General features: G+C 62.1%; 36 protein-coding genes. 1 reads left to right on the top strand and 35 read right to left on the bottom strand.

The features are described 5' to 3' along the window. The first annotated feature begins 166 nt into the window (after positions 1–166). Positions 167–580, top strand: coding sequence for a response regulator (locus F8S13_16530; GenBank protein ID KAB8142146.1), 414 nt, complete (start codon positions 167–169; stop codon positions 578–580). A 118-nt stretch (positions 581–698) separates the two neighbouring features. Here the strand turns inward: F8S13_16530 and rpsI are convergent, their stop codons facing one another. From rpsI to tuf, 35 genes are all read right to left on the bottom strand, one after another. Then, positions 699–1,097 (bottom strand): 30S ribosomal protein S9, encoded by a 399-nt coding sequence (gene rpsI / locus F8S13_16535; protein ID KAB8142147.1) that lies wholly within the window; start codon positions 1,095–1,097, stop codon positions 699–701. Between the two features lie 108 nt (positions 1,098–1,205). Further along, positions 1,206–1,646, bottom strand: coding sequence for a 50S ribosomal protein L13 (rplM, locus tag F8S13_16540; GenBank protein ID KAB8142148.1), 441 nt, complete (start codon positions 1,644–1,646; stop codon positions 1,206–1,208). A 40-nt stretch (positions 1,647–1,686) separates the two neighbouring features. Continuing rightward, positions 1,687–2,484: a tRNA pseudouridine(38-40) synthase TruA gene (gene truA, locus F8S13_16545; GenBank protein KAB8142149.1), complete on the bottom strand. Its 798-nt coding sequence runs from the start codon at positions 2,482–2,484 to the stop codon at positions 1,687–1,689. 32 nt (positions 2,485–2,516) lie between these two features. Then, positions 2,517–2,867, bottom strand: a complete 351-nt coding sequence (locus F8S13_16550) for a 50S ribosomal protein L17 (GenBank protein KAB8142150.1) — start codon at positions 2,865–2,867, stop codon at positions 2,517–2,519. Positions 2,868–2,939: 72 nt separating this feature from the next. Continuing rightward, the gene (locus F8S13_16555) at positions 2,940–3,914 is read right to left on the bottom strand and encodes a DNA-directed RNA polymerase subunit alpha (GenBank protein ID KAB8142151.1); all 975 of its coding nucleotides are present in this window, start codon (positions 3,912–3,914) and stop codon (positions 2,940–2,942) included. A gap of 74 nt (positions 3,915–3,988) precedes the next feature. Continuing rightward, complete coding sequence (rpsD, locus tag F8S13_16560) at positions 3,989–4,609, bottom strand: 30S ribosomal protein S4 (GenBank protein KAB8142152.1); 621 nt, start codon at positions 4,607–4,609, stop codon at positions 3,989–3,991. A 20-nt stretch (positions 4,610–4,629) separates the two neighbouring features. Continuing rightward, positions 4,630–5,049, bottom strand: coding sequence for a 30S ribosomal protein S11 (gene rpsK / locus F8S13_16565; GenBank protein KAB8142153.1), 420 nt, complete (start codon positions 5,047–5,049; stop codon positions 4,630–4,632). A gap of 92 nt (positions 5,050–5,141) precedes the next feature. Continuing rightward, positions 5,142–5,522, bottom strand: a complete 381-nt coding sequence (rpsM, locus tag F8S13_16570) for a 30S ribosomal protein S13 (GenBank protein KAB8142154.1) — start codon at positions 5,520–5,522, stop codon at positions 5,142–5,144. 10 nt (positions 5,523–5,532) lie between these two features. Beyond that, on the bottom strand, positions 5,533–5,649 hold the full coding sequence (gene rpmJ, locus F8S13_16575) for a 50S ribosomal protein L36 (protein ID KAB8142187.1): 117 nt from the start codon (positions 5,647–5,649) through the stop codon (positions 5,533–5,535). A 105-nt stretch (positions 5,650–5,754) separates the two neighbouring features. Continuing rightward, positions 5,755–5,976 (bottom strand): translation initiation factor IF-1, encoded by a 222-nt coding sequence (gene infA, locus F8S13_16580; protein KAB8142155.1) that lies wholly within the window; start codon positions 5,974–5,976, stop codon positions 5,755–5,757. Positions 5,977–5,985: 9 nt separating this feature from the next. Then, complete coding sequence (gene map, locus F8S13_16585; protein ID KAB8142156.1) at positions 5,986–6,753, bottom strand: type I methionyl aminopeptidase; 768 nt, start codon at positions 6,751–6,753, stop codon at positions 5,986–5,988. Then, positions 6,737–7,396 (bottom strand): adenylate kinase, encoded by a 660-nt coding sequence (locus tag F8S13_16590; GenBank protein KAB8142157.1) that lies wholly within the window; start codon positions 7,394–7,396, stop codon positions 6,737–6,739. The genes map and F8S13_16590 overlap by 17 nt, the downstream gene beginning before the upstream one ends. A gap of 99 nt (positions 7,397–7,495) precedes the next feature. Next, the gene (gene secY, locus F8S13_16595; protein ID KAB8142158.1) at positions 7,496–8,842 is read right to left on the bottom strand and encodes a preprotein translocase subunit SecY; all 1,347 of its coding nucleotides are present in this window, start codon (positions 8,840–8,842) and stop codon (positions 7,496–7,498) included. Positions 8,843–8,940: 98 nt separating this feature from the next. Continuing rightward, a complete protein-coding gene (locus F8S13_16600) occupies positions 8,941–9,456 on the bottom strand; it encodes a 50S ribosomal protein L15 (GenBank protein ID KAB8142159.1) in 516 nt (171 codons plus the stop codon). Positions 9,457–9,680: 224 nt separating this feature from the next. Next, positions 9,681–9,875: a 50S ribosomal protein L30 gene (gene rpmD / locus F8S13_16605; protein ID KAB8142160.1), complete on the bottom strand. Its 195-nt coding sequence runs from the start codon at positions 9,873–9,875 to the stop codon at positions 9,681–9,683. 2 nt (positions 9,876–9,877) lie between these two features. Then, positions 9,878–10,414 carry a 30S ribosomal protein S5 gene (locus F8S13_16610; GenBank protein KAB8142161.1) on the bottom strand — a complete coding sequence of 179 codons (537 nt, stop codon included), beginning with the start codon at positions 10,412–10,414 and terminating at the stop codon, positions 9,878–9,880. A gap of 79 nt (positions 10,415–10,493) precedes the next feature. Beyond that, the gene (locus F8S13_16615; protein KAB8142162.1) at positions 10,494–10,856 is read right to left on the bottom strand and encodes a 50S ribosomal protein L18; all 363 of its coding nucleotides are present in this window, start codon (positions 10,854–10,856) and stop codon (positions 10,494–10,496) included. Positions 10,857–10,958: 102 nt separating this feature from the next. After that, complete coding sequence (locus F8S13_16620; protein KAB8142163.1) at positions 10,959–11,522, bottom strand: 50S ribosomal protein L6; 564 nt, start codon at positions 11,520–11,522, stop codon at positions 10,959–10,961. 18 nt (positions 11,523–11,540) lie between these two features. Further along, entirely contained in the window at positions 11,541–11,939 is a 399-nt protein-coding gene (rpsH, locus tag F8S13_16625) for a 30S ribosomal protein S8 (protein KAB8142164.1), read from the bottom strand. 25 nt (positions 11,940–11,964) lie between these two features. Beyond that, entirely contained in the window at positions 11,965–12,150 is a 186-nt protein-coding gene (locus F8S13_16630; GenBank protein KAB8142165.1) for a type Z 30S ribosomal protein S14, read from the bottom strand. A gap of 57 nt (positions 12,151–12,207) precedes the next feature. Continuing rightward, the gene (gene rplE, locus F8S13_16635; protein KAB8142166.1) at positions 12,208–12,750 is read right to left on the bottom strand and encodes a 50S ribosomal protein L5; all 543 of its coding nucleotides are present in this window, start codon (positions 12,748–12,750) and stop codon (positions 12,208–12,210) included. Positions 12,751–12,806: 56 nt separating this feature from the next. Next, complete coding sequence (locus tag F8S13_16640) at positions 12,807–13,136, bottom strand: 50S ribosomal protein L24 (protein KAB8142167.1); 330 nt, start codon at positions 13,134–13,136, stop codon at positions 12,807–12,809. A gap of 79 nt (positions 13,137–13,215) precedes the next feature. After that, positions 13,216–13,584: a 50S ribosomal protein L14 gene (gene rplN, locus F8S13_16645; protein KAB8142168.1), complete on the bottom strand. Its 369-nt coding sequence runs from the start codon at positions 13,582–13,584 to the stop codon at positions 13,216–13,218. Between the two features lies 1 nt (position 13,585). Beyond that, positions 13,586–13,846: a 30S ribosomal protein S17 gene (gene rpsQ / locus F8S13_16650; GenBank protein KAB8142169.1), complete on the bottom strand. Its 261-nt coding sequence runs from the start codon at positions 13,844–13,846 to the stop codon at positions 13,586–13,588. A 29-nt stretch (positions 13,847–13,875) separates the two neighbouring features. Next, entirely contained in the window at positions 13,876–14,070 is a 195-nt protein-coding gene (locus F8S13_16655) for a 50S ribosomal protein L29 (GenBank protein ID KAB8142170.1), read from the bottom strand. Further along, on the bottom strand, positions 14,067–14,492 hold the full coding sequence (gene rplP, locus F8S13_16660) for a 50S ribosomal protein L16 (protein ID KAB8142171.1): 426 nt from the start codon (positions 14,490–14,492) through the stop codon (positions 14,067–14,069). The genes F8S13_16655 and rplP overlap by 4 nt, the downstream gene beginning before the upstream one ends. Positions 14,493–14,506: 14 nt before the next feature. Beyond that, positions 14,507–15,328 carry a 30S ribosomal protein S3 gene (rpsC, locus tag F8S13_16665; protein ID KAB8142172.1) on the bottom strand — a complete coding sequence of 274 codons (822 nt, stop codon included), beginning with the start codon at positions 15,326–15,328 and terminating at the stop codon, positions 14,507–14,509. Then, positions 15,329–15,670, bottom strand: a complete 342-nt coding sequence (locus F8S13_16670) for a 50S ribosomal protein L22 (protein ID KAB8142173.1) — start codon at positions 15,668–15,670, stop codon at positions 15,329–15,331. It abuts the gene before it with no gap. Next, positions 15,671–15,958: a 30S ribosomal protein S19 gene (gene rpsS / locus F8S13_16675; protein KAB8142174.1), complete on the bottom strand. Its 288-nt coding sequence runs from the start codon at positions 15,956–15,958 to the stop codon at positions 15,671–15,673. A 188-nt stretch (positions 15,959–16,146) separates the two neighbouring features. Continuing rightward, positions 16,147–16,974 (bottom strand): 50S ribosomal protein L2, encoded by an 828-nt coding sequence (rplB, locus tag F8S13_16680; protein ID KAB8142175.1) that lies wholly within the window; start codon positions 16,972–16,974, stop codon positions 16,147–16,149. 66 nt (positions 16,975–17,040) lie between these two features. Further along, positions 17,041–17,322, bottom strand: a complete 282-nt coding sequence (locus tag F8S13_16685) for a 50S ribosomal protein L23 (protein ID KAB8142176.1) — start codon at positions 17,320–17,322, stop codon at positions 17,041–17,043. A gap of 1 nt (position 17,323) precedes the next feature. Further along, positions 17,324–17,986, bottom strand: coding sequence for a 50S ribosomal protein L4 (gene rplD / locus F8S13_16690; GenBank protein ID KAB8142177.1), 663 nt, complete (start codon positions 17,984–17,986; stop codon positions 17,324–17,326). Between the two features lie 3 nt (positions 17,987–17,989). Further along, a complete protein-coding gene (locus F8S13_16695; protein ID KAB8142178.1) occupies positions 17,990–18,625 on the bottom strand; it encodes a 50S ribosomal protein L3 in 636 nt (211 codons plus the stop codon). A 143-nt stretch (positions 18,626–18,768) separates the two neighbouring features. After that, positions 18,769–19,077 (bottom strand): 30S ribosomal protein S10, encoded by a 309-nt coding sequence (gene rpsJ, locus F8S13_16700; GenBank protein KAB8142179.1) that lies wholly within the window; start codon positions 19,075–19,077, stop codon positions 18,769–18,771. Between the two features lie 93 nt (positions 19,078–19,170). Beyond that, positions 19,171–19,473: elongation factor Tu (gene tuf / locus F8S13_16705; GenBank protein ID KAB8142180.1), on the bottom strand; the 303-nt coding region annotated here is incomplete at its 5' end.

Consider the following 19,473-nt stretch of genomic DNA (forward strand, 5'->3'; position numbering starts at 1 on the left):
CAGCCTTTACGCTAGGGCAAACGGGCAACGCTGGAAGCAGGGGCATTGTGAACAGGGGCTTTTGTTCCTTTGTGTCTTGGTGGTAAACACGTTCTGCCGGACGAGAACGCAGAGACCCTGCCCCAGGCGTTCCTAGCCGGGCCAAACCGCATCAGACTATGCTACAATGGGAGACACTATCTTCACACCTAAGGGGAAGCCCATGTATCGCGCAGGCGACATTCTCGTCGTCGACGACGAGGTCAACATCGCTGATCTCATCAACGAGGTTCTCAGCGAGGAAGGCTATACCATCCGCCAGGCCCACAATGGGTCGAGCGCGCTCGCCCAGATCCAAGCTGGCGTCCCTGGCCTTATCCTGCTCGACCTCTCCATGCCCGACATGGCCGGTACCACGTTGCTCCGCCATATCCGCGACAGCGGGCTCACCGACGTGCCCGTGGTGATTATGACCGCTGGCGCAAACGCGCTGGGCGACCTGATCGCCCAGGGCGCAAGCGGGCTGCTCGCCAAGCCATTCGACCTTGAGGATCTTGTCCGCTGCGTCGCGCACCACGTCCCCAGCGCACGGATCGTCTAGCGCGCCTGCCAGCAGCACAAAGCCCAGCGGAACTAATCCGCTGGGCTTTTTTTGCACAAAAAACCTGGCCCGCAGCCGAAGCTGGGGCCAGGGGCGCGTAGCTCGTGCGAAGACGAGACTAGCGCTTGGTGTACTGCGGTGCCTTGCGGGCGCGCTTGAGACCTGGCTTCTTGCGCTCCTTCATGCGCGAGTCGCGGGTCAGCAGGCCAGCCTTGCGCAGCACCGGGCGCAGCTCGGGGTCGAGGTCGAGCAGGGCGCGGGCGATGCCGTGGCTCACCGCACCAGCCTGGCCGGCGATGCCGCCGCCGCGCACCTTGACCAGCACATTGAAGCTAGCGGTGTTGTTCGTCAGCTCCAGGCCGCGCACCATCAGCTTGTTCAGGCTGTCGATATTGCCGAAGTGCTCAGTCACCGAACGTCCGTTGACCACAAACTCCCCATTGCCGGGGAACAGGCGAACACGCGCCACCGCAGTCTTGCGGCGGCCGGTGCCCTGATAGTAGCGTTTCTCAGTCATCACATCTCCAAATCGAAGTTGTAGTAGCGTCTGCGCAGCCATGGGCTGCCGATCGCGGCCAGCGACGGTGCGACGCCTGTGTTCGTCACCCGCCATCTATCTGGGCAACTAGCCGTTGGGGCGCGGCGTGTACACCTTGGGCTGCTGGGCAGCGTGCGGGTGGCTCGGGCCAGCGTAGATCTTCAGCTTGCCCATGATCTGGCGGCCAAGCCGAGTCTTCGGGATCATGCCCTTCACCGCAAAGCGGATGATGCGGTCGGGGTGCGACGTCAGCATCCGGCGGTAGGTGATCTTCTTAAAGCCGCCCGGGAAGCCCGAGTGGCGGTAGTACATCTTCTGCTCCGCCTTGCGGCCGGTCACGCGCACCTTCTCGGCGTTGACCACCACCACAAAGTCGCCGCCGTCGATGTGCGGCGTGAAGGTCGGCTTGTGCTTGCCGCGCAGCAGGGTCGCGATCTGGGTCGAGAGGCGGCCAAGCACCTGGTCGGTCGCATCGACCACATACCAGTCGCGCTGGACCTCCGCCGTCTTCTGCATATATGTCTTCATCAAGAATGCTCCAAAAAAATGTGGCCGAAACTGGCCGCTCTTATATCCGAACGTCCGACCGTGCTATATCTGGCGCTGGCTGCGGCACCGTCGGCGGGTATGAGACCGCCGTCAGGCACAGGCCGTGCGCCGGGGCCGTGCGCCCCGCCTTGCGGCGATCGCGACCAGCCAGGATCGTTGGTATCGCCGCTGGGTCCATCCGGCCCTCGCCGATCTGAACCACCGTACCGACAATATTGCGCACCATATGCTGCAAGAACGCGTTTGCCGCAATATCTATGGCGATCAGCTCCCGCCCGCGCTCCTCGACCGAGGAGCACCGAGCCAGGAAGCATGTCCGCACCGTCGTGCCCTCAAAGGCTGCGACGGTAAACGCGGCAAAATCGTGCGTCCCCTCAAAGTGCGCTAATCCCGCCTGCATCGCCGCCGTATCGAGCCGCTTGGGCACATGCAGCACGTGCCGTCGAGCGAGCGGCGACTCGACCGGGCTATGATCGATCAGGTAGCGGTAGTCGCGCCGGATGGCGCTATGCCGCGCGTGGAAGTCCATCGGCACATACCACGCCGCGTGGACCGCCACATCCTCAGGCAGGATGGCGTTCAGGCCGCGCTGGATCGTCTCCGGCTCCAGCCGCGTGCCCGTGCGCACATTCGCCACCTGGCCAAGCGCGTGAACCCCCGAGTCGGTGCGACCAGAGAGGGTCACCCGCTGGCACTCCTGGGTCAGCTGCTCCCACGCGCCCTCGATCTCGCCCTGTACCGAGCGGCCGTTCTTCTGCCACTGCGATCCGACAAAATCGGTGCCGTCATATTCGATTCGCAGGGCGACGTTCTTCATACAGGAAAAAGCGCTTTGAAGCGTTACAACGCCTAGAGCAGCTCGAGCACCGCCATCTCAGCGCCGTCGCCCTTGCGGGGGCCGACCTTGGTGATGCGGGTGTAGCCGCTGCTGCGGGTGGCGTACTGCTCGGGCGCGAAGGCAAACAGCTTGCGCATCGCATCCTTGTTGGCCAGCCGCGAGAGGGCCAGGCGGCGGTTCTGCGGCGTGTCGGCGCGGCCCAGGGTGATCAGCTTCTCGATGTGGGGCTGCACAACCTTCGCCTTCGCCAGCGTCGTCTGGATCTTGCGGTGCTCGATCAGGGCGATCATCTGGTTGCGGATCAGCGCCACGCGGTGCTCAGCCGAGGTGCCCGGCATCCGCTTCGGTTTTCCGTGTCGCATTGTCGTCTATCCTCAAAATACACCACAAGCCTGCCATATGCTGGCAGCCCTGTGATCAGTTCTATGCCTTTGTTATGCCGCCGAGCTGCCCAGGCTGGTGAGCGCGTGGCCGCTGTTTGGCAGCAGGTAGCCGCGATCGATCAGCTTGTCGCGGATCTCTTCCATCGACTTCTGCCCAAGGTTACGCACGCTGAGCAGCGCCTTCTCGTCCATCTCAAGCACCTGGCCCACCTTGGTGATGTCGGCCCGCTTGAGGCAGTTGTAGGTGCGCGTCGACAGGTCGAGCTCTTCGATCGGCGTGTCGTAGATATCCGCCGGGATGGCCAGGCCCTTCGTCACGTCCGCCGTCGTCTCCTGCTCGGTAGACGAGCGGTTGAAGTCGGCGATCGTCTGGCTGTACTGCACCAGCACCTGGGCGGCGTGGCTCAGCGCATCGCCGGGCTTGATCGTCCCATCGGTCCAGATCTCCAGCAGCAGCCGGTCGTGGTCGGTCGCCTGGCCCACACGTGTGTTCTCGACGACGTAGTTCACCTTCGGCACCGGCGTGAAGATCGCATCCACCGGGATCTCGCCGATCGGCAGCGCATCGCGCTGGTCAGCCGGGAGGTAGCCGTGCCCGCGCTCGACAGTCATCTCGATCTCGATCGAGGCATCATCCGAATCCAACGTGCAGATATAGTGATTCGGATTAACCAGCTCGACATTGCTTGGTGTGTCGATATCGCTTGCGCGCACCACCCCAGCACCCTGCTTCGACAGAAGAACTTTCACAGGGCGCTCGGCATACGAGCGCAGGCGAATACCCTTCGTGTTCAGCACGATCTCGGTCACATCCTCGCGGACGCCCTGGATCGTGGAGAACTCGTGGTACACGCCATCTATTTTTATCTTTGTAATCGCCGAGCCAGGAATTGACGAAAGCAATACCCGGCGCAGTGCATTCCCAAGGGTATGACCGTAGCCAGGGTCGAGCGGTTCGATCTTAAATCGCCCGTAATTCTCCGCCGCCTGCACTACCTCGATCTTGGGCGTGGCGATGTCAAGCACAGATCGCCTCCTTATAGATTTCAGATTGCCAGCCCCAGCCGAAGCCGGAGCCAGCAATCTGCAATGCTTTTCCTTTAGCGGCTGTAGAACTCAACGATCAGCGCCTCGTTAATACCAAGCTCGGCGTCCTCGCGGCGCGGCATGGTGATAACCTCGCCCTCAAGGGTCGTCTCGTTGAAGCGCAGCCAGTCGGGGCTCTTGCGCGACTTCAGCTCGCCGCTCTCGACCAAGATCTTGAAGTAGGTGCGGCTGCGGCTCTCGGGGCGCACGGAGATCTTGTCGCCGGGGCGAACCGAGAACGAGGGGATATCGGTCTTGCGACCATTGACCACGATGTGGCCGTGGTTCACGATCTGGCGGGCCTGCGCGCGGGTGGTGGCCAGGCCAAGCCGGTACACCACGTTGTCCAGGCGGCGCTCAAGCAGCACGAACAGCGTCGCGCCCGTCTCGCCGGGGACGCGCTGCGCCTGCTCAAACAGCTTGCGGAACTGGCGCTCCAGCACGCCGTACATGTAGCGCGCCTTCTGCTTCTCCTGAAGCTGGAGGCCGTAGTCCGAGACCTGGCGGCGGCGGGAAGACGGGCCGTGCTGCCCAGGGGGGAACGAGCGCTTGCTCAGAATGCGCTGGCCCTTTTCGGTGATGCCGATCCCAAGGCGGCGGCTAATTTTACCAACTGGTCCTCGATAGCGTGCCATTGTTTCTCACTCCTCTGCAATTACACGCGGCGCCGCTTCGGCGGGCGGCAACCATTATGCGGGATCGGCGTCACATCGGTGATCGCAACGACCTGCAACCCGTGAGCCTGCAGCGAGCGAATGGCCGCTTCGCGACCCGCGCCCGGGCCCTTTACAAATACCTCAACCGAGCGCATGCCGTTCTCCATCGCGCGGCGGGCCGCCTGCTCGGAGGTGATCTGCGCGGCGTACGGCGAGCTCTTGCGGGAGCCTTTGAAACCATTCTGGCCCGCGCTCGACCACGAAACAACATTGCCCGAGGGGTCGGTGATGGTTACAATGATGTTGTTAAACGTACTCTGGATATGCGCCTGCCCACGAGGCACATTCTTCTTTTCGCGGCGCTTGCCACGCTGGCGCTTGCCAACGATCGGCGCGCCCTTTGCCGGTTGTTTTGCCATGACAACTCCTGTCACATGTCGCCTGCCTCAGGCGGCTTTCCTGATCTGGCGGGCGAGGCGTAACCCAATTCCGGTTGACGCCGTGATTGCTACTACTTCTTGGCCTTCTTCTTGATACCGATCGCCTGGCCCTTGCGCCCGCGCCGCGTGCGCGCGTTGGTGCGCGTGCGCTGGCCGCGCAGCGGCAGACCCTTGCGGTGGCGCAGGCCGCGGTAGCAGCCGATGTCCATCAGGCGCTTGACGTGCAGCTGCACCTCGCGCCGGAGGTCGCCCTCCACCACATACTCACGGTCCACGATCTCACGGATGCGGGTCACTTCCTCTTCGGTCAGATCACGCGTCCGCGTCTCGGGGTTGACGTTGGCCTTCACCAGGATGTCGACCCCGTTCGAGGCACCGATACCATACACATAGCGGATAGAAATACCAATCTTTTTGTTCCGTGGTATGTCGATTCCGGCAATACGAGCCATGAAACTTCTCCTATCCCTGGCGCTGCTTGTGCTTCGGCGTCCGGCTGCAGATCACCCGCAGCACGCCTTTCCGCCTAATGACCCGGCAGTACTCGCAGCGCGGCTTCACCGACGCTTGCACCTTCATGATCATGCTCCGATAATGCTACTTTTCCAGCCAGCGGCTGTCAAAGACACACACTAAGCTGCCCCGCCGATTTCGGCAGGCAGCCGCTCTGCTCGACCGCAAACTTTACCGATACCGAAAGGTAATTCTACCACGAGTCAGGTCATATGGCGAGAGTTCGACCGTCACGCGATCACCTTTCAGAATGCGAATATAGTGCATCCGCATTTTACCAGAAATATGCGCCAGCACTTCCAGGCCATTCTCAAGCTTCACCTTGAACATTGCGTTCGGCAGCGGCTCGACAATGGTGCCCTCCATCTCGATGACATCCTTCTTCTTTGCCATACCTCTCCTTTATGCGCCTTGCCACGTGAGGATCTCGGGGCCGCCGTCTGGCGTGATAGCGATGGTATGCTCGAAGTGGGCCGCCAGTCCACCGTCGAGCGTCGCCACCGTCCAGCCGTCGTCCAACTCACGCGACTCGTAGCTCCATTGGGTGACCATTGGTTCGATCGCAAACGTCATCCCCGGCAGAAGCTTGAGGCCCCGGCCAGGCAAGCCGTAGTTGTTGATCTGCGGCTCCTCGTGGAGCGAGCGCCCGATACCATGGCTGATATACTTTCGCACCACGCCAAAGTCCGCCGCCTCAGCATAGGTCTGCAGCGCGTGCGAGATATCACTTAGCCGATTGCCGGCCCGCGCAAACTCCAGCGCGTGGTAGAGCGCGCCCTCGGTTACATCCAGCAGCCGCCGCGCCGACTCGGAGATCTGGCCAACCGGGTAGCTCCAGGCCGAGTCGCCATGGTAGCCCTCCCAGATGGCCCCGATGTCAACGCTAACAATGTCGCCCTCATGCAGCACACGCCGGCCCGGTATGCCATGGACGATCTCATCATTCACCGAGATGCAGGTGGCCGCAGGAAACGGCACCTTGCCTGGGTACCCTAGAAATGACGGCGTTCCACCCTCGCGCACGATATGCTCGTGCACCAGTTTGTTGAGGGCCGCTGTGGTAACCCCTGGCCGAATAGCGTCGCGCAGCAGCTCGTGGCATTGGCCCACGATCCGGCCCGCCCGCCGCATCTTCTCCAGCTCAGTACGACTTTTAAGCGTTACTGCCATTGATTCCAATCGACTGCAGCATAGCCTCGGTTACCAGCGAGATCTCCTGCTGCCCATCGATCTCTCGGAGGTTCCCATGCTCGTGATAGTGCTGGATCAGGGGGCGCGTCTGCTGGAAGTAGACCTCCAGCCGATGCCGCGCTGTCTGCATAGTATCATCCGAGCGCTGGTAGAGCTTCCCGCCGCACGCATCGCATATATCGGGGCGTTTGGACGGGAAATAGTATATATTATACGTGGAACCACAGGTTTTGCAAGTTTGCCGCCCTGCCAGCCGCCGCAGCAGCACCGCATCGGGAACGCTGAGATACAGCACATAGTTGATCTCGCGCCCGTGCTTGGACAGCTCATCGTCGAGGGCGCGCGCCTGCTCGCGCGTGCGCGGGAAGCCATCGAAGATCACGCCCTGCCTGCAGTCTGCGGCGCTGATCCGCTCGATGATCATCTGGATGACCAGCTCGTCGGGCACCAGCTCGCCGCGATCCATGTAGGCCTTCGCCAGCATGCCCAGCTCGGTGCCTTTGCGTAGCGCCGCGCGGAACAGATCGCCACTGGCGATGTGCACTAGCCCGCTGCGCTCCTCCAGCACCTTGGCCTGGGTTCCCTTCCCCGCTCCTGGCGCGCCAAGAAGAATAACATCCATCTGCGCCCCTCTCTGCTCAGCACTGAGCCTGCTCTTCGGATGCGGTGCCTAGCTGTCGGGCAGGCGGCGCTGCACTGGTGCGCAGCGCCGCCGGGCAGGCTACTTGCTAATGAACCCCTCGTAGTTACGCATCACCAGCTGGGCCTCCAGCTGGCGCATCGTATCGATCGCCACACCCACCACGATCAGCAGCGAGGTTGCGCCAAGGCCGATCTGCACGCCCGTGAGGTGCTGGGTGATGTAGGGCAGGATGGCCACAATACCCAGGAACAGCGCGCCCACCAGCGTGATGCGGTAGACCACGCGCGCCAGATACTCCTCGGTCTTCTTGCCGGGGCGGATGCCCGGGATGAAGCCGCCGTTTCGCTGGAGCGAGTCGGGGATGTTCTGCTGCTGGAAGATCACCATGGTGTAGAAGTAGGTGAAGCCAACCACCAGCAGGAACAGCAGGACGGTGTAGACCACCGTGCCGCCAGCATACTGCGGGCTAAAAGTGCGGAACACGCCACAGGCGATCTGGGTCATGATCCCCGCGCCCGCATCGGCGGTACCGGTCGGGCAGCCGTAGGATGCGATCGTGCCGGGGAAGATGATGATGCTCTGCGCGAAGATCAGCGGGATCATGCCCGCCATGTTCACCTTCAGCGGGATGTGGCTCGACTGGCCGCCGTAGACCCGGTTGCCGCGCACGCGCTTCACATACTGCACCTGGATGCGGCGCTGCCCTTCCTGCACCAGCACAATGCCCACGATCGTGAGCAGCGCGATGACAATGAAGGCGACGATACCGATGATCTGCTCAGCACCAACCTGGGCTGTGCTGATGGCCTGGTAGATCACGCTGGGCAGCCGCGAGACAATGCCAGCGAAGATAATCATCGAGATGCCGTTGCCGATACCGCGCTCCTGGATCTGCTCGCCGAGCCAGATCAGCAGCATGGTGCCCGCCACCATCGTGGTGAGGATGGTGAGGGTCGGCAGGAAGTTGGTAACTAGGTCAAACGGCGTGCGGAACAGCGACACGCCATTGGTGGCCACCTCTAGCGTGCGGGTCTGGCCGAACGCCTGCAGGTAGGCCAGAGGCACTGTCAGCCAGAAGGTGATGCGGTTGATGCGCTGGCGGCCCTGCTCGCCCTCTCGCGAGAGCGTCTCGAGCGCCGGGATCAGCGGCGTCAGCAGCTGGACAATGATCTGAGCCGTAATATAGGGGTAAACCCCCATCGAGGCGACCGAGAGCTGCTGCAGCGCACCGCCGGCAAACAGGTTCAGCAGCTGGGCCAGCTGGTTGTTGGCCAGGGCATCCTGCAGGCTCTGCAGCGCCGTGGGGTTGATGTTCGGTACCGGAATATGGGCAATAAGCCGAAACACCAGCAGCATCCCGAGCGTAAACACAATACGGTTGCGCAGATCAGGAAGCTGCACGGCACGAAAAAGCGACTTTAGCATTGACGAAGCTCCTCGTCTTTGGAAGGAGAATCAAGCACCTGTGTGTAGGCCACAGGCGGCGGCCAGTGGCCAGCCGCCTGCTCCTTAGGTTTACGCTCTTATTCCGCGCTGTCGGCTCGGTTGACCATCGCCAGGTTCTCGCCACGGCTGCGGCTCTTGGGAATAACCACCCAGGGGATCTCGACGCAGGTGCCGCCTGCGGCCTCGATCTTCTGGCGGGCGCTGGCGCTGAACTTGTGGGCCTCGATCGTGAGGCTGGCGGTCAGCTCGCCGTCGCCGAGGATCTTCAGCGGCTGGCTCTTGCTGATCGCCTTCGAGGAAACCAGCATGGCGAGCGTCAGCGGCTCATCGGCCGGCCACTCGGCCAGATCGCCCACGTTGAGCACCTGGTACTCGATGCGCCACTTGTTCTTGAAGCCGCGCAGGTAGGGCAGGCGGCGGACAATACGGTTCTGACCACCCTCAAAGGTGCGGTAGGGGTTGGGCCCCGAGCGGGCCTTCTGGCCATTCATACCCTTGCCCGAGGTCTTGCCCTTGCCAGAACCGTGACCGCGGCCAACGCGCTTCGTGGTATGCGTTGAGCCAGCAGCTGGCTTCAGATCATGCAGTTTCATGGTTTCACCTTCGCTAAAACGCCGCCGCATAGCGCGACGACTCGCAGGATCGGCTGTGGCAGCAGGGGAAGAAGATCGCTGCCAGGCAGATCAGTTATTAGGATACAAGAAAAAGTATTATATACGAATTTTGCCAACGCATTGCAGCCCGGCAAAACAAAGAGTGGATCAAACAGGAGTGCAGAGCACGCCCGCTTGATCCGCTCACGCTGGCTCAATGTTGGCTAGGCTGCGTCGTCCGCAACTTCTTCCACCTTCACCAGGTGCTTTACTTTGAAGATCATCCCGCGGAGGGTGTTGCTATCTTCCCTCACCACCACGCTGTTCAGCTTGCGCAGGCCCAGAGCACGTACCGTCTCCTTCTGATCCCGCGCGTAGCCGATCGAGCTCTTGGCGTATGTAATCCGAAGCTTTGCCATAACTACGCCTCCTGCACCCGGGCCTTACGCATGCGCTGCGCAAGCTCCTGGCGGGTCAAGTCGCGCTTGCGGGCAACGTCTTCCAGCGACGAGAGCTCGCTCAGCGCCTGGAAGGTAGCCTTGACAACATTCACCGGATTGTTGCTGCCATAGCGCTTCGAAAGGATGTCTTTGATACCAGCGGCCTCGATCAGCGGGCGGACGCCGCGGCCAGCGATAACGCCGGTACCAGGGGCCGCCGGGATGAGGCGCACGCGGGTGGCCGAGAACCGAGTCTCGACCTCGTGGGGGATCGAGGTGCGGTACAGCGGCACCGAGATCAGGTTCTTCTTTGCCGCCTCGACGCCCTTGCGGATCGCCTCGGGGACCTCGCCAGCCTTACCCATGCCGACCCCGACATGGCCCTTGCCGTCGCCAACCACGACGACCGTGCTGAAGCTGAAGCGTCGACCGCCCTTGACCACCTTCGACACGCGATTGATCTGGACGACGCGCTCCTCAAGCTCGAGGTCTTCGGCATTAACACGTCTGCGATTCACGTTTCCTCCGAAAGTTAAGAGTTAAGAGTGAATCAGTAGAGAGTCCAAATACTCTTCACTCTTCACCGTCAACTACTAACTAGAATTCGAGTCCAGCTTCGCGTGCCGCCTCGGCCAGAGCCTGGATGCGGCCGTGGTACTTAAAGCCACCCCGATCAAATACGACTTTCACCACGCCCGCGGCCTTGGCGCGCTCGGCGACAGCAGCGCCGATCACCTTCGCCTGCTCGACCTTGGTACCACCAAGCTGCTCGGCAAACGACTTCTCGACAGTCGAGGCGGCAGCCAGCGTGCGGCCAGCCACGTCGTCGATCACCTGGGCGTAAATATGCTGATTGCTGCGAAACACTGCCAGCCGGGGGCGCTCGGTCGACCCGGCGACCCGGCGGCGCACGCGGTGGTGTCGCCGGATGCGCAGCTCTCGCGTTGTTCGTCCTGCCATGATAATCTCTCCTAAGAGAGGCAGGGATTATATCCCCCGCCATAGAAGCAACGCGCTATTGGCAGGGCGGCGATCTGTGGGCCACCCTGCCAGCGCTGCTCATTACTTCGTCTTACCGGCCTTGCCAGCCTTGCGGCGGACACGCTCGCCCTGGTACTTGATGCCGTAGCCCTTGTATGGCTCCGGCGGTCGCAGGGAGCGCATCTTGGCCGCTTCCTCGCCGACCATCTGCTTGTTGATACCGCGGATGGTCACCACCTGGGGCTCGTTCGCGCTGCGGCGCTCGGCCACCTCAAAGGTGATGCCCTCGGGCGGAACAATGCGGATGGGGTGCGAGAAGCCGACCTGAAGGATCAGGTTCTTGCCCTCGCGCGAGGCGCGGTAGCCGACGCCCAGAATCTCCAGAACGCGCGCGTAGCCATCGGTCACACCCACAACCATGTTGTTGAGCAGCGACCGCGTGAGGCCGTGCAGGGCACGGTGCTGGCGCGAGTCCGAGGGGCGCACCACGACCAGCGCGCCTTCCTGCCGATCAATCTGCATCTCGCTAGGCAGCTGCTGCTGCAGCTCGCCCTTCGGCCCCTTGACGGTAACAAAGTTGCCGTCGGCGATGGTAATGTCCACGCCCTTGGGGAGCGAGATAGGCTTTTTACCGATGCGTGACATCGTTACGCTCCTCCCTCGCTACCAGACGTAGCATAGGACCTCGCCGCCGACGTGCTCCTGGTAGGCCTGGTAGCCTGCCAGCACGCCCTTGGGGGTCGAAAGAATACTGATACCAAGGCCATTGCGCACCTGGGGGATCTCGTCCCGGCCAGTGTAGATGCGCAGGCCTGGGCGGCTCACGCGGCGCAGACCGGTGATCACCGGGCGGCGGTCGTTGGTATACTTCAAAGTCAGAACAAGTGTATCAGACGGCTTTCCAGCCTGCACCGTAAAGTCGCGAATGAAGCCCTCGCGCTTGAGGATCTCTGCAATCGCAACCTTCATCTTCGACGAAGGCATTGCTACCGTCTGGTGGCGCACCATGCCTGCGTTGCGGATTCGGGTCAGCATGTCGCCGATTGGGTCATTAACGCTCACTGCGATTCCTCCTTAACAACGGCTATTACCAGCTCGACTTGGTAACGCCGGGAATCATGCCCTTCAGCGCGTGCTCGCGGAAGCAGATACGGCACATACCGAAACGCCGCATATAGGCGCGGGAGCGACCACAGACCTTGCAGCGATTGTACGCGCGGGTCTGGTATTTCGCCGGCCGCTGGGCCTTGATAATAAGCGATGTCTTAGCCAAAGCTCAATCCTCCTGAAGGTCGAACTAGTTAGCGGTCTTTCCGCTCCTGGCCCGCCCTTAATCGCGGAATGGCATCCCGAGGCGCTTCAGCAGCGCGTAGCCCTGCGCGTCATCCGGGGAAGTAGTCACAATCGCTACCTCCAGCCCGCGAACTTTATCTACCTTGTCGTACTCAATCTCTGGGAAGATAATCTGCTCGCGCAGGCCCAGGCTGTAGTTACCGCGGCCATCGAACGACCGGCGGCTGACGCCGCGGAAGTCACGGATGCGCGGGAGCGCCAGGCTCACCAGGCGGTCGGCAAATTCCCACATCTGCACGCCGCGCAGGGTCACCATCGCGCCAATCGCCTGGCCCTGGCGAAGCTTAAATGCCGCGATCGACTTCTTCGCGCGAGTCACCACCGGCTTCTGGCCGGCGATCGCCTGAAGGTCGGCCACAGCCGCTTCCAGCGCCTTGGGGTTCTGGAGAGCCTCACCCAGACCAATGTTCAGCACAATCTTCGACAGACGAGGGACCTGCATCACGGAAGAATAGCCAAACTCCTGCAGCAGGGCGGGGACAACCTCTGTCGTGTATTTTTCCTTTAACCGCGGGGTCATCACTTGCTCCTCAAGGGCTTGGAGAACGTCGGAGCGCCCTCCGGCCTTGGTCTAAATTACTCAATCGTTGCGTCGCAGGCCTTGCAGAACCGCACCTTGCGCGAGCGGCCCTTGTGGTCCTTCTCGTCGAGGAACCGGTGGCCAGTGCGCGATGCGCGACCGCAGCTTGGGCAGATAAGCATCACATTGGAGGCGTGAAGCGGGGCCTCCATCTCGATGATGCCGCCGGGCTTCCCCGGGCCACGGGCCTTCATGTGGCGCTTCACAATGTTCAGGCCCTCGACCACCACGCGATTGTCGCTCGGAACCGAGCGCGTGATCTTGCCACGCTTGCCCTTATCCTTGCCGGTGATGATCAGTACTTCATCGCCAGTTTTGACGTGCATAATATCCTCGCAGAAATCAGATGTCATCGTCCGTCGACAGCGTTGGCCATAGAGCAGACGATGCCGTCTGAGTCCTCAGTTACAGAACCTCCGGCGCAAGCGAGATGATCTTCATGAAGGCTTTCTCGCGCAGCTCGCGGGCCACTGGCCCAAAGATGCGCGTGCCGCGCGGGTTGTTCTCTTTGCCGATGATCACGGCCGCGTTGTCGTCGAAGCGGATGTGCGAGCCATCGGGGCGCACATACTCTTTGGTCACGCGCACGATCACCGCGCGCACAACCTCGCCCTTCTTCACCGCGCCGCCGGGGGTCGCATCCTTCACCGAGGCGACGATCACATCGCCGATGCGGCCATACCGCACGCGCGAGCCGCCCATAACGCGGATGCACATGATCTCTTTCGCGCCGGTGTTATCGGCGACTTTCAGGCGGGTCTGCTGCTGGATCACGCTACACCTCCTCGCCCTTGGTCACGATCTCGATCACTTCCCAGCGCTTGGTCTTGCTCAGCGGGCGGGTCTCGCCGATCCGCACCACATCACCGATCTTGCACACGTTCTCTTCGTCGTGCGCGTGGAACTTCTTGGTGACACGGATGGTCTTCTTGTACAGGGGGTGCGGCTTCAGCCGGTCCACTGCGACCACCACGGTCTTGTCCATCTTGTCGCTGACCACGCGGCCAACTTTATACAAGCGACGTCCTTCAGCCATGACTGCTTTCCTCCACCGTTACCCGGTCGTTACAAACCCAGCTCGCGCTCGCGCAGAATCGTCTTGATTTGCGCGATCTCGCGCCGCACGACCCGCGGGCGACCGGTGGCAGTAAGCCGGCCCACGGACTGCTGGAACCGAAGATTGAACAGCTCCTCGTAGCGTTCCTTGATCATATCCTGGAGCCGGGCATCATCAATGTTTCGCAGTTCGCTGGTTTTCATTGCGCTGCCTCCATCTCCTCGCGCCCGATAATCTTGCACTTGATCGGCATCTTCTGCGCGGCGCGCCGAAGGGCCTCAAGCGCCAGATCCTCGCGAACGCCACCAAGCTCGAACATCACGCGGCCCGGCTTCACCACCGCAACCCAGTGATCCACGGCACCCTTACCGGAACCCATGCGGGTCTCGGCGGGCTTGCGGGTCATCGGCTTGTCGGGGAAAATGCGGATCCACACTTTACCACCGCGCTTCACGTGGCCGGTGATGGCACGGCGGGCGGCCTCGATCTGGCGGCTGGTGATCCAGGCGGGCTCGACAGCCATCAGGCCGAAGTCGCCAAAGGACACCTTGTTGCCACGAGTCGCAAGGCCGCGCAGGTCGCCGCGGTGGGGCTTGCGGTATTTCACGCGCTTTGGTAGTAGCATTTTCGTTATCCTCCTTAGCTGCGTGCTCGCTGGCCGCCGCGCTGGCCGCCGCGCTGGCCGCCGCCACCGCGCTGGCCGTTGCCGCCACGATCATTGCTGCCGCCGCGATCATTGCTGCCGCCGCGATCATTGCGGTTGCCACGCCGCCGCGGGCGCTCTTCTTCCTGAATCTGGGGAGCAGGGGCCGCAGCGCGCACCAGGCCATCGGCACCGGGGAACACCTCGCCCTTGTAGATCCACACCTTCACGCCGATGCGGCCGTAGGTGGTGTGCGCGTGGACCACAGCGTAGTCGATGTCGGCGCGGAGCGTGTGGCGCGGCACGCGGCCATCCTGCTCCACGGCCTGGCGGGCCATCTCGGCACCAGCAAGGCGACCGCTGCACTTGATCATCACGCCCTGCGCGCCCAGGCGCATCGCGCGCTGTACGGCCTGCTTCATCGCGCGCTTGTAGCTGACGCGCTTGGTGATCTGCTCGGCGATGCTCTCGGCAACCAGCTGCGACTCCAGCTCGGGCTGGTGGATCTCCTGGATGTTGAGCTTCACCTTCTTGCCGGTGCGCTTCTCGAGCTCGGCCTTCAGGTCATCGACCTTCGCGCCACGCTTGCCGATCACGATACCGGGCTTCGCGGTGTAGACAGAAACTTCGATCTTGTTTGCCGAGCGCTCGATCTCGACGCGGCTGACGCCCGCGCCCTCAAGCTCTTTGATCACCAGCTTGCGAAGCGCCAGGTCCTCGTGGAGCTGATCAACATAGTTGCGGTCAGCGTACCACTTCGACTGCCAATCCTTGATGTAGCCAAGGCGGAAGCCAATAGGATGAACTTTGCGACCCATTTAGATCTCCTCGCCGTCGTCTACGATCACGGTAATATGCGCCGTCTTCCGGACGATTCGATCCGCACGGCCACGGGCGCGTGGCATCATGCGCTTCAGCGTCGGGCCTTCGTCGGCGAAGATCGTCTTCACGACAAGGCTGCTCGGCTCCATATCGTAGTTGTTCTCGGCATTTGCCGCCGCCGACTTGATCGTCCGCGCAACCTCGACCGCAGCTTTCTGCGGCATGTAGCGCAGGGTCGACAGCGCTTTTTCTACCGGCATACCGCGCACGACATCGCACACAAGCCGGACTTTGATCGGAGAAATCCGAATTCCGCGGGTGATTGCTTTCGCCTGCATTTACTTCGCCTTCCCTCGCTTATCGGCCTTCTTGCCGCCGTGACCACGGAAGAAGCGCGTAGGCGCGAACTCGCCCAGCTTGTGCCCGACCATATTTTCGGTTACGTACACCGGAACGTGGCGGCGACCATCGTGAACCGCGATGGTGTGGCCCACCATCTGAGGGAAGATTGTCGAATCGCGCGACCAAGTACGAAGCACGCGCTTCTCGTTTGCCCGGTTCATGTCCTCAATGCGGCCAAGCAAACGCACGTCTACGTACGGCCCTTTTTTCGATGAACGCGACATGTGTCCCTTCCTTTGTATTGGGAGAAGGTGGAAGCCAAGCAATCGGCCTGAACTCCCGGCGCGCCGGTTACGCGCTCCCAACAACAGTTTTAAACCACAAACGAGGCGAAGGTCGCAAAGCTGTGCAGATGAAGACACTGCATGCTCTTTGCGTCCTTCGCACCTAGTCCGGCATTATACCATAAAATTTACTTGCTGCGGCGGCGCACGATGAAGCCGTCCGTGCGCGGGTTGTGGCGAGTGCGCACACCGCGGGCGGGCTTGCCCCACTTGGTCTTCGGGCCCTTGAGGCCCACCGGGGCGCGGCCCTCGCCACCACCATGCGGGTGGTCGCGCGGGTTCATCACCGAGCCACGAACCTCGGGGCGGCGGCCCTGCCAGCGCTTGCGGCCAGCCTTGCCAAGCCGGATGTTCTGGTGATCGACGTTGCCCACTTGGCCGACCGTGGCCATGCAGTTCACGTGCACCATACGCATCTCGCCCGAGGGCATGCGCAGCGTGGCGTAGTCGCCCTCGCGCGCCATCAGCTGGGCACCCATGCCAGCGCTACGGGCCATCACGCCACCGCGCCCGATCTCGAGCTCGATGTTGTGCACGGTGGTACCGAGCGGGATGTTGCGCAGCGGCAGCGCATTGCCGGGGCGGATATCGGCCTCGGGGCCGCTGACGACGGTATCGCCGTCCTTCAGGCCCAGCGGGGCGATGATGTAGCGCTTCTCGCCGTCCTCATACTGCAGCAGGGCGATGCGCGACGAGCGGTTCGGATCGTACTCGATGCCGATCACCTTCGCCGGAATGCCGAGCTTGTTGCGCTTGAAGTCGATCACGCGATAGTGACGCTTGGTACCGCCGCCACGGTGGCGGGTGGTGATCCGCCCGTGATTGTTGCGGCCGCCAGTCTTGCGCAGCGGCTCGAGCAGCGACTTCTCAGGCGTCTTCTTGGTAATCTCCTCGAAGGTCGAAACCGACATGTTACGTCGACCTGCCGAGGTAGGTTTATATCGTCGAATACCCATTGTTATTCTCCGGTACGAGCGTCAGGGGATGGGCGCAGCGCGGCACCATCCCCTGGGCGCTCCATACTAGCTCTCGAACAGATCGATCCGGCTGCCGTCAGCCAGGGTCACAATCGCCTTCTTCCAGTCCTTGGTGTAGCCCAGCTCACGGCCACGGCGGCGCAGCTTGCCGCGCACGTTCATGGTGTGCACCTGTGCGACCGTCACCTTGAAGATATGCTCGACAGCCTTCTTGATCTCAGGCTTCGACGCATTCCGCTCCACCTCGAAGCTGTACTTGTTCAGCTCCATCAGCTTGGTGTTCTTCTCGGTGATCAGCGGGCGGATGATGATCTGATAGGGGTTCATGCTAGGCTGCCTCCTCGGTCGTGGCAACGCCGTTCGCGGCAGCGCTGAGGTAGCTGTCGATCACCTCAACCGCCGGGCTGGCGATCAGCACATTGTCGAAGCGCAGCAGATCGATCACGTTCAGGTAGTGGGCCATCAGGGTCTTCACGTTGGGAAGGTTGCTGGCCGACTTCTGCAGAGCCTCGTTCTTCTTGTCGACGACGATCAGGGTGCTGCCCGTGCTGAGCTTCAGCGAGCTAAGCGCCGCGATCATGTCCTTGGTGCGGGGCTGCTCGAACGCGAGCGACTCCACGAAGCGCACCTCGTTGGCCGCAAACTTGGCCGAGAGCGCCGAGCGCACGGCCAGGCGGCGCATCTTGCGCGGCATCTGCACCGCGTACGAGCGCGGGTGCGGGCCGTGGGCCACGCCGCCGCCCTTGCGGTGCGACGCGCGCACCGAACCCTGGCGAGCGCGACCAGTGCCCTTCTGGCGGTACAGCTTGCGGGTCGAGCCTGCGACCTCACCGCGACCGCGGGTGTTGTGCGTACCCTTGCGGGCGTTAGCCTGCTGGCGGATCATCGCCTGGTGCATCACCGGGACGTTCGGCTCGATGCCAAACACATAGGCATCCAGCGTGATATTGCCAACCTGGTCGCCGGCCTGGTTGTAAAGTGGTGCTTCCATTACCTACTTACCCCCCTTCACAGCCCGACGAACCATCACAAGGCCATTCTTCGCGCCAGGGACCGAGCCGCGAATGAGCACGAGGTTCTTGTCCGTGATGACTTCCACAACCTGCAGGTTCTGAACCGTCACCCGCTTGTTACCCATGCGGCCAGCCATACGGGTGCCCTTGAACACGTGGCCAGGGGTCGTACCGGCACCGATCGAGCCCGGCGCACGCGAGCGGTCGCTCTGACCGTGGGTGCGGGGACCACCGCGGAAGTTGTGGCGCTTCATAACGCCAGCAAAGCCGCGGCCCTTCGAGGTACCTGTCACGTCTACCGCCTGCCCAGCATCGAAGAGATCCGCCTTCAGCTCCTGGCCAACCTCATACGCCGTCACATCATCCGCCGAGAACTCGCGGATGTAGCGGGTAAGGCGACCAGCTTTCTTCAGGTGGCCCTGCACAGGCTTCGTCAGGCTCTTCGCCTTAATTTCGCCATAGCCGATCTGGACCGCTGCGTACCCGTCACTCTCCTTCGTCTTCACCTGCGTGACCACGCAGGGGCCAAGCTCGATCACCGTCACCGGGATCGCCTCACCCTTCTGGTCGAAGACTTGGGTCATGCCGATCTTGCGGCCTAACAATCCTTCAATCACAATTGCACCTCCACAGCTTGCGGCAACTGCCGTATCGGCTGCGTTTTCATTTCGGATCACATTGCACACACCGGCCCGAAGGCAGAGCCAGTAGAAAAAATCGTCTCTGCCCGTACCTCTGCGGCGCTGCTGATGCCGATCTCTTACAGCTTAATTTCGATGTCTACACCGGCGGGAAGATTCAGCTTCATCAATGCATTAATTGTCTGCTGACTCGGGTCAAGCACATCAATCAACCGCTTGTGCGTGCGGATCTCGAACTGCTCCTGCGAATCCTTGTCAATAAACGCGCTACGAATCACACTGAACTTCTCAACCTTGGTCGGAAGCGGCACCGGGCCAGCTACCAGTGCACCGGTTCGCTCCGCAGCCTCAACTATTTGGCGTGCCGACTGATCTAGGATCTTGTGGTCGTACGCTTTGAGGCGAATGCGGACCTTTTGCTTCGCCATGTCAGCTCCTCATGTCATACCGGTGCCGGGGCAGGGTTCAGGGGACAGCAACCAGCCGTCGCTGCCCCCTGGTCCATCCGTCACCGCAAGAAATTACTCAACGATCTTGGTAACGACGCCCGAGCCAACGGTGCGGCCACCCTCGCGGATCGCGAAGCGCAGACCGTCCTCGATCGCCACCGGCACGATCAGCTCGACGTCCATCTCGACGTTGTCGCCCGGCATCACCATCTCCATGCCCTGGGGCAGGACGATCGAGCCGGTCACGTCGGTGGTACGCACGTAGAACTGCGGGCGGTACCCGGCGAAGAACGGCGTGTGGCGGCCGCCCTCTTCCTTCTTCAGCACGTAGACCTGGGCCTTGAACTTCTTGTGCGGCTTGATCGAGCCCGGCGC

The sequence above is a fragment of the Chloroflexia bacterium SDU3-3 genome (genome assembly GCA_009268125.1).
Classification (GTDB): domain Bacteria; phylum Chloroflexota; class Chloroflexia; order Chloroflexales; family Roseiflexaceae; genus SDU3-3.

Coding starts and splice junctions, on each gene's coding strand:
- F8S13_16530 (KAB8142146.1), top strand. CDS start 167: ATGGGAGACACTATCTTCACACCTAAGGGGAAGCCCATGTATCGCGCA.
- rpsI (KAB8142147.1), bottom strand. CDS start 1,097: ATGACTGAGAAACGCTACTATCAGGGCACCGGCCGCCGCAAGACTGCG.
- rplM (KAB8142148.1), bottom strand. CDS start 1,646: ATGAAGACATATATGCAGAAGACGGCGGAGGTCCAGCGCGACTGGTAT.
- truA (KAB8142149.1), bottom strand. CDS start 2,484: ATGAAGAACGTCGCCCTGCGAATCGAATATGACGGCACCGATTTTGTC.
- F8S13_16550 (KAB8142150.1), bottom strand. CDS start 2,867: ATGCGACACGGAAAACCGAAGCGGATGCCGGGCACCTCGGCTGAGCAC.
- rpsD (KAB8142152.1), bottom strand. CDS start 4,609: ATGGCACGCTATCGAGGACCAGTTGGTAAAATTAGCCGCCGCCTTGGG.
- rpsK (KAB8142153.1), bottom strand. CDS start 5,049: ATGGCAAAACAACCGGCAAAGGGCGCGCCGATCGTTGGCAAGCGCCAG.
- rpsM (KAB8142154.1), bottom strand. CDS start 5,522: ATGGCTCGTATTGCCGGAATCGACATACCACGGAACAAAAAGATTGGT.
- rpmJ (KAB8142187.1), bottom strand. CDS start 5,649: ATGAAGGTGCAAGCGTCGGTGAAGCCGCGCTGCGAGTACTGCCGGGTC.
- infA (KAB8142155.1), bottom strand. CDS start 5,976: ATGGCAAAGAAGAAGGATGTCATCGAGATGGAGGGCACCATTGTCGAG.
- map (KAB8142156.1), bottom strand. CDS start 6,753: ATGGCAGTAACGCTTAAAAGTCGTACTGAGCTGGAGAAGATGCGGCGG.
- F8S13_16590 (KAB8142157.1), bottom strand. CDS start 7,396: ATGGATGTTATTCTTCTTGGCGCGCCAGGAGCGGGGAAGGGAACCCAG.
- secY (KAB8142158.1), bottom strand. CDS start 8,842: ATGCTAAAGTCGCTTTTTCGTGCCGTGCAGCTTCCTGATCTGCGCAAC.
- F8S13_16600 (KAB8142159.1), bottom strand. CDS start 9,456: ATGAAACTGCATGATCTGAAGCCAGCTGCTGGCTCAACGCATACCACG.
- rpmD (KAB8142160.1), bottom strand. CDS start 9,875: ATGGCAAAGCTTCGGATTACATACGCCAAGAGCTCGATCGGCTACGCG.
- F8S13_16615 (KAB8142162.1), bottom strand. CDS start 10,856: ATGGCAGGACGAACAACGCGAGAGCTGCGCATCCGGCGACACCACCGC.
- F8S13_16620 (KAB8142163.1), bottom strand. CDS start 11,522: ATGTCACGCATCGGTAAAAAGCCTATCTCGCTCCCCAAGGGCGTGGAC.
- rplE (KAB8142166.1), bottom strand. CDS start 12,750: ATGACCCCGCGGTTAAAGGAAAAATACACGACAGAGGTTGTCCCCGCC.
- F8S13_16640 (KAB8142167.1), bottom strand. CDS start 13,136: ATGCACGTCAAAACTGGCGATGAAGTACTGATCATCACCGGCAAGGAT.
- rpsQ (KAB8142169.1), bottom strand. CDS start 13,846: ATGGCTGAAGGACGTCGCTTGTATAAAGTTGGCCGCGTGGTCAGCGAC.
- F8S13_16655 (KAB8142170.1), bottom strand. CDS start 14,070: ATGAAAACCAGCGAACTGCGAAACATTGATGATGCCCGGCTCCAGGAT.
- rplP (KAB8142171.1), bottom strand. CDS start 14,492: ATGCTACTACCAAAGCGCGTGAAATACCGCAAGCCCCACCGCGGCGAC.
- rpsC (KAB8142172.1), bottom strand. CDS start 15,328: ATGGGTCGCAAAGTTCATCCTATTGGCTTCCGCCTTGGCTACATCAAG.
- F8S13_16670 (KAB8142173.1), bottom strand. CDS start 15,670: ATGCAGGCGAAAGCAATCACCCGCGGAATTCGGATTTCTCCGATCAAA.
- rpsS (KAB8142174.1), bottom strand. CDS start 15,958: ATGTCGCGTTCATCGAAAAAAGGGCCGTACGTAGACGTGCGTTTGCTT.
- rplB (KAB8142175.1), bottom strand. CDS start 16,974: ATGGGTATTCGACGATATAAACCTACCTCGGCAGGTCGACGTAACATG.
- F8S13_16685 (KAB8142176.1), bottom strand. CDS start 17,322: ATGAACCCCTATCAGATCATCATCCGCCCGCTGATCACCGAGAAGAAC.
- rplD (KAB8142177.1), bottom strand. CDS start 17,986: ATGGAAGCACCACTTTACAACCAGGCCGGCGACCAGGTTGGCAATATC.
- rpsJ (KAB8142179.1), bottom strand. CDS start 19,077: ATGGCGAAGCAAAAGGTCCGCATTCGCCTCAAAGCGTACGACCACAAG.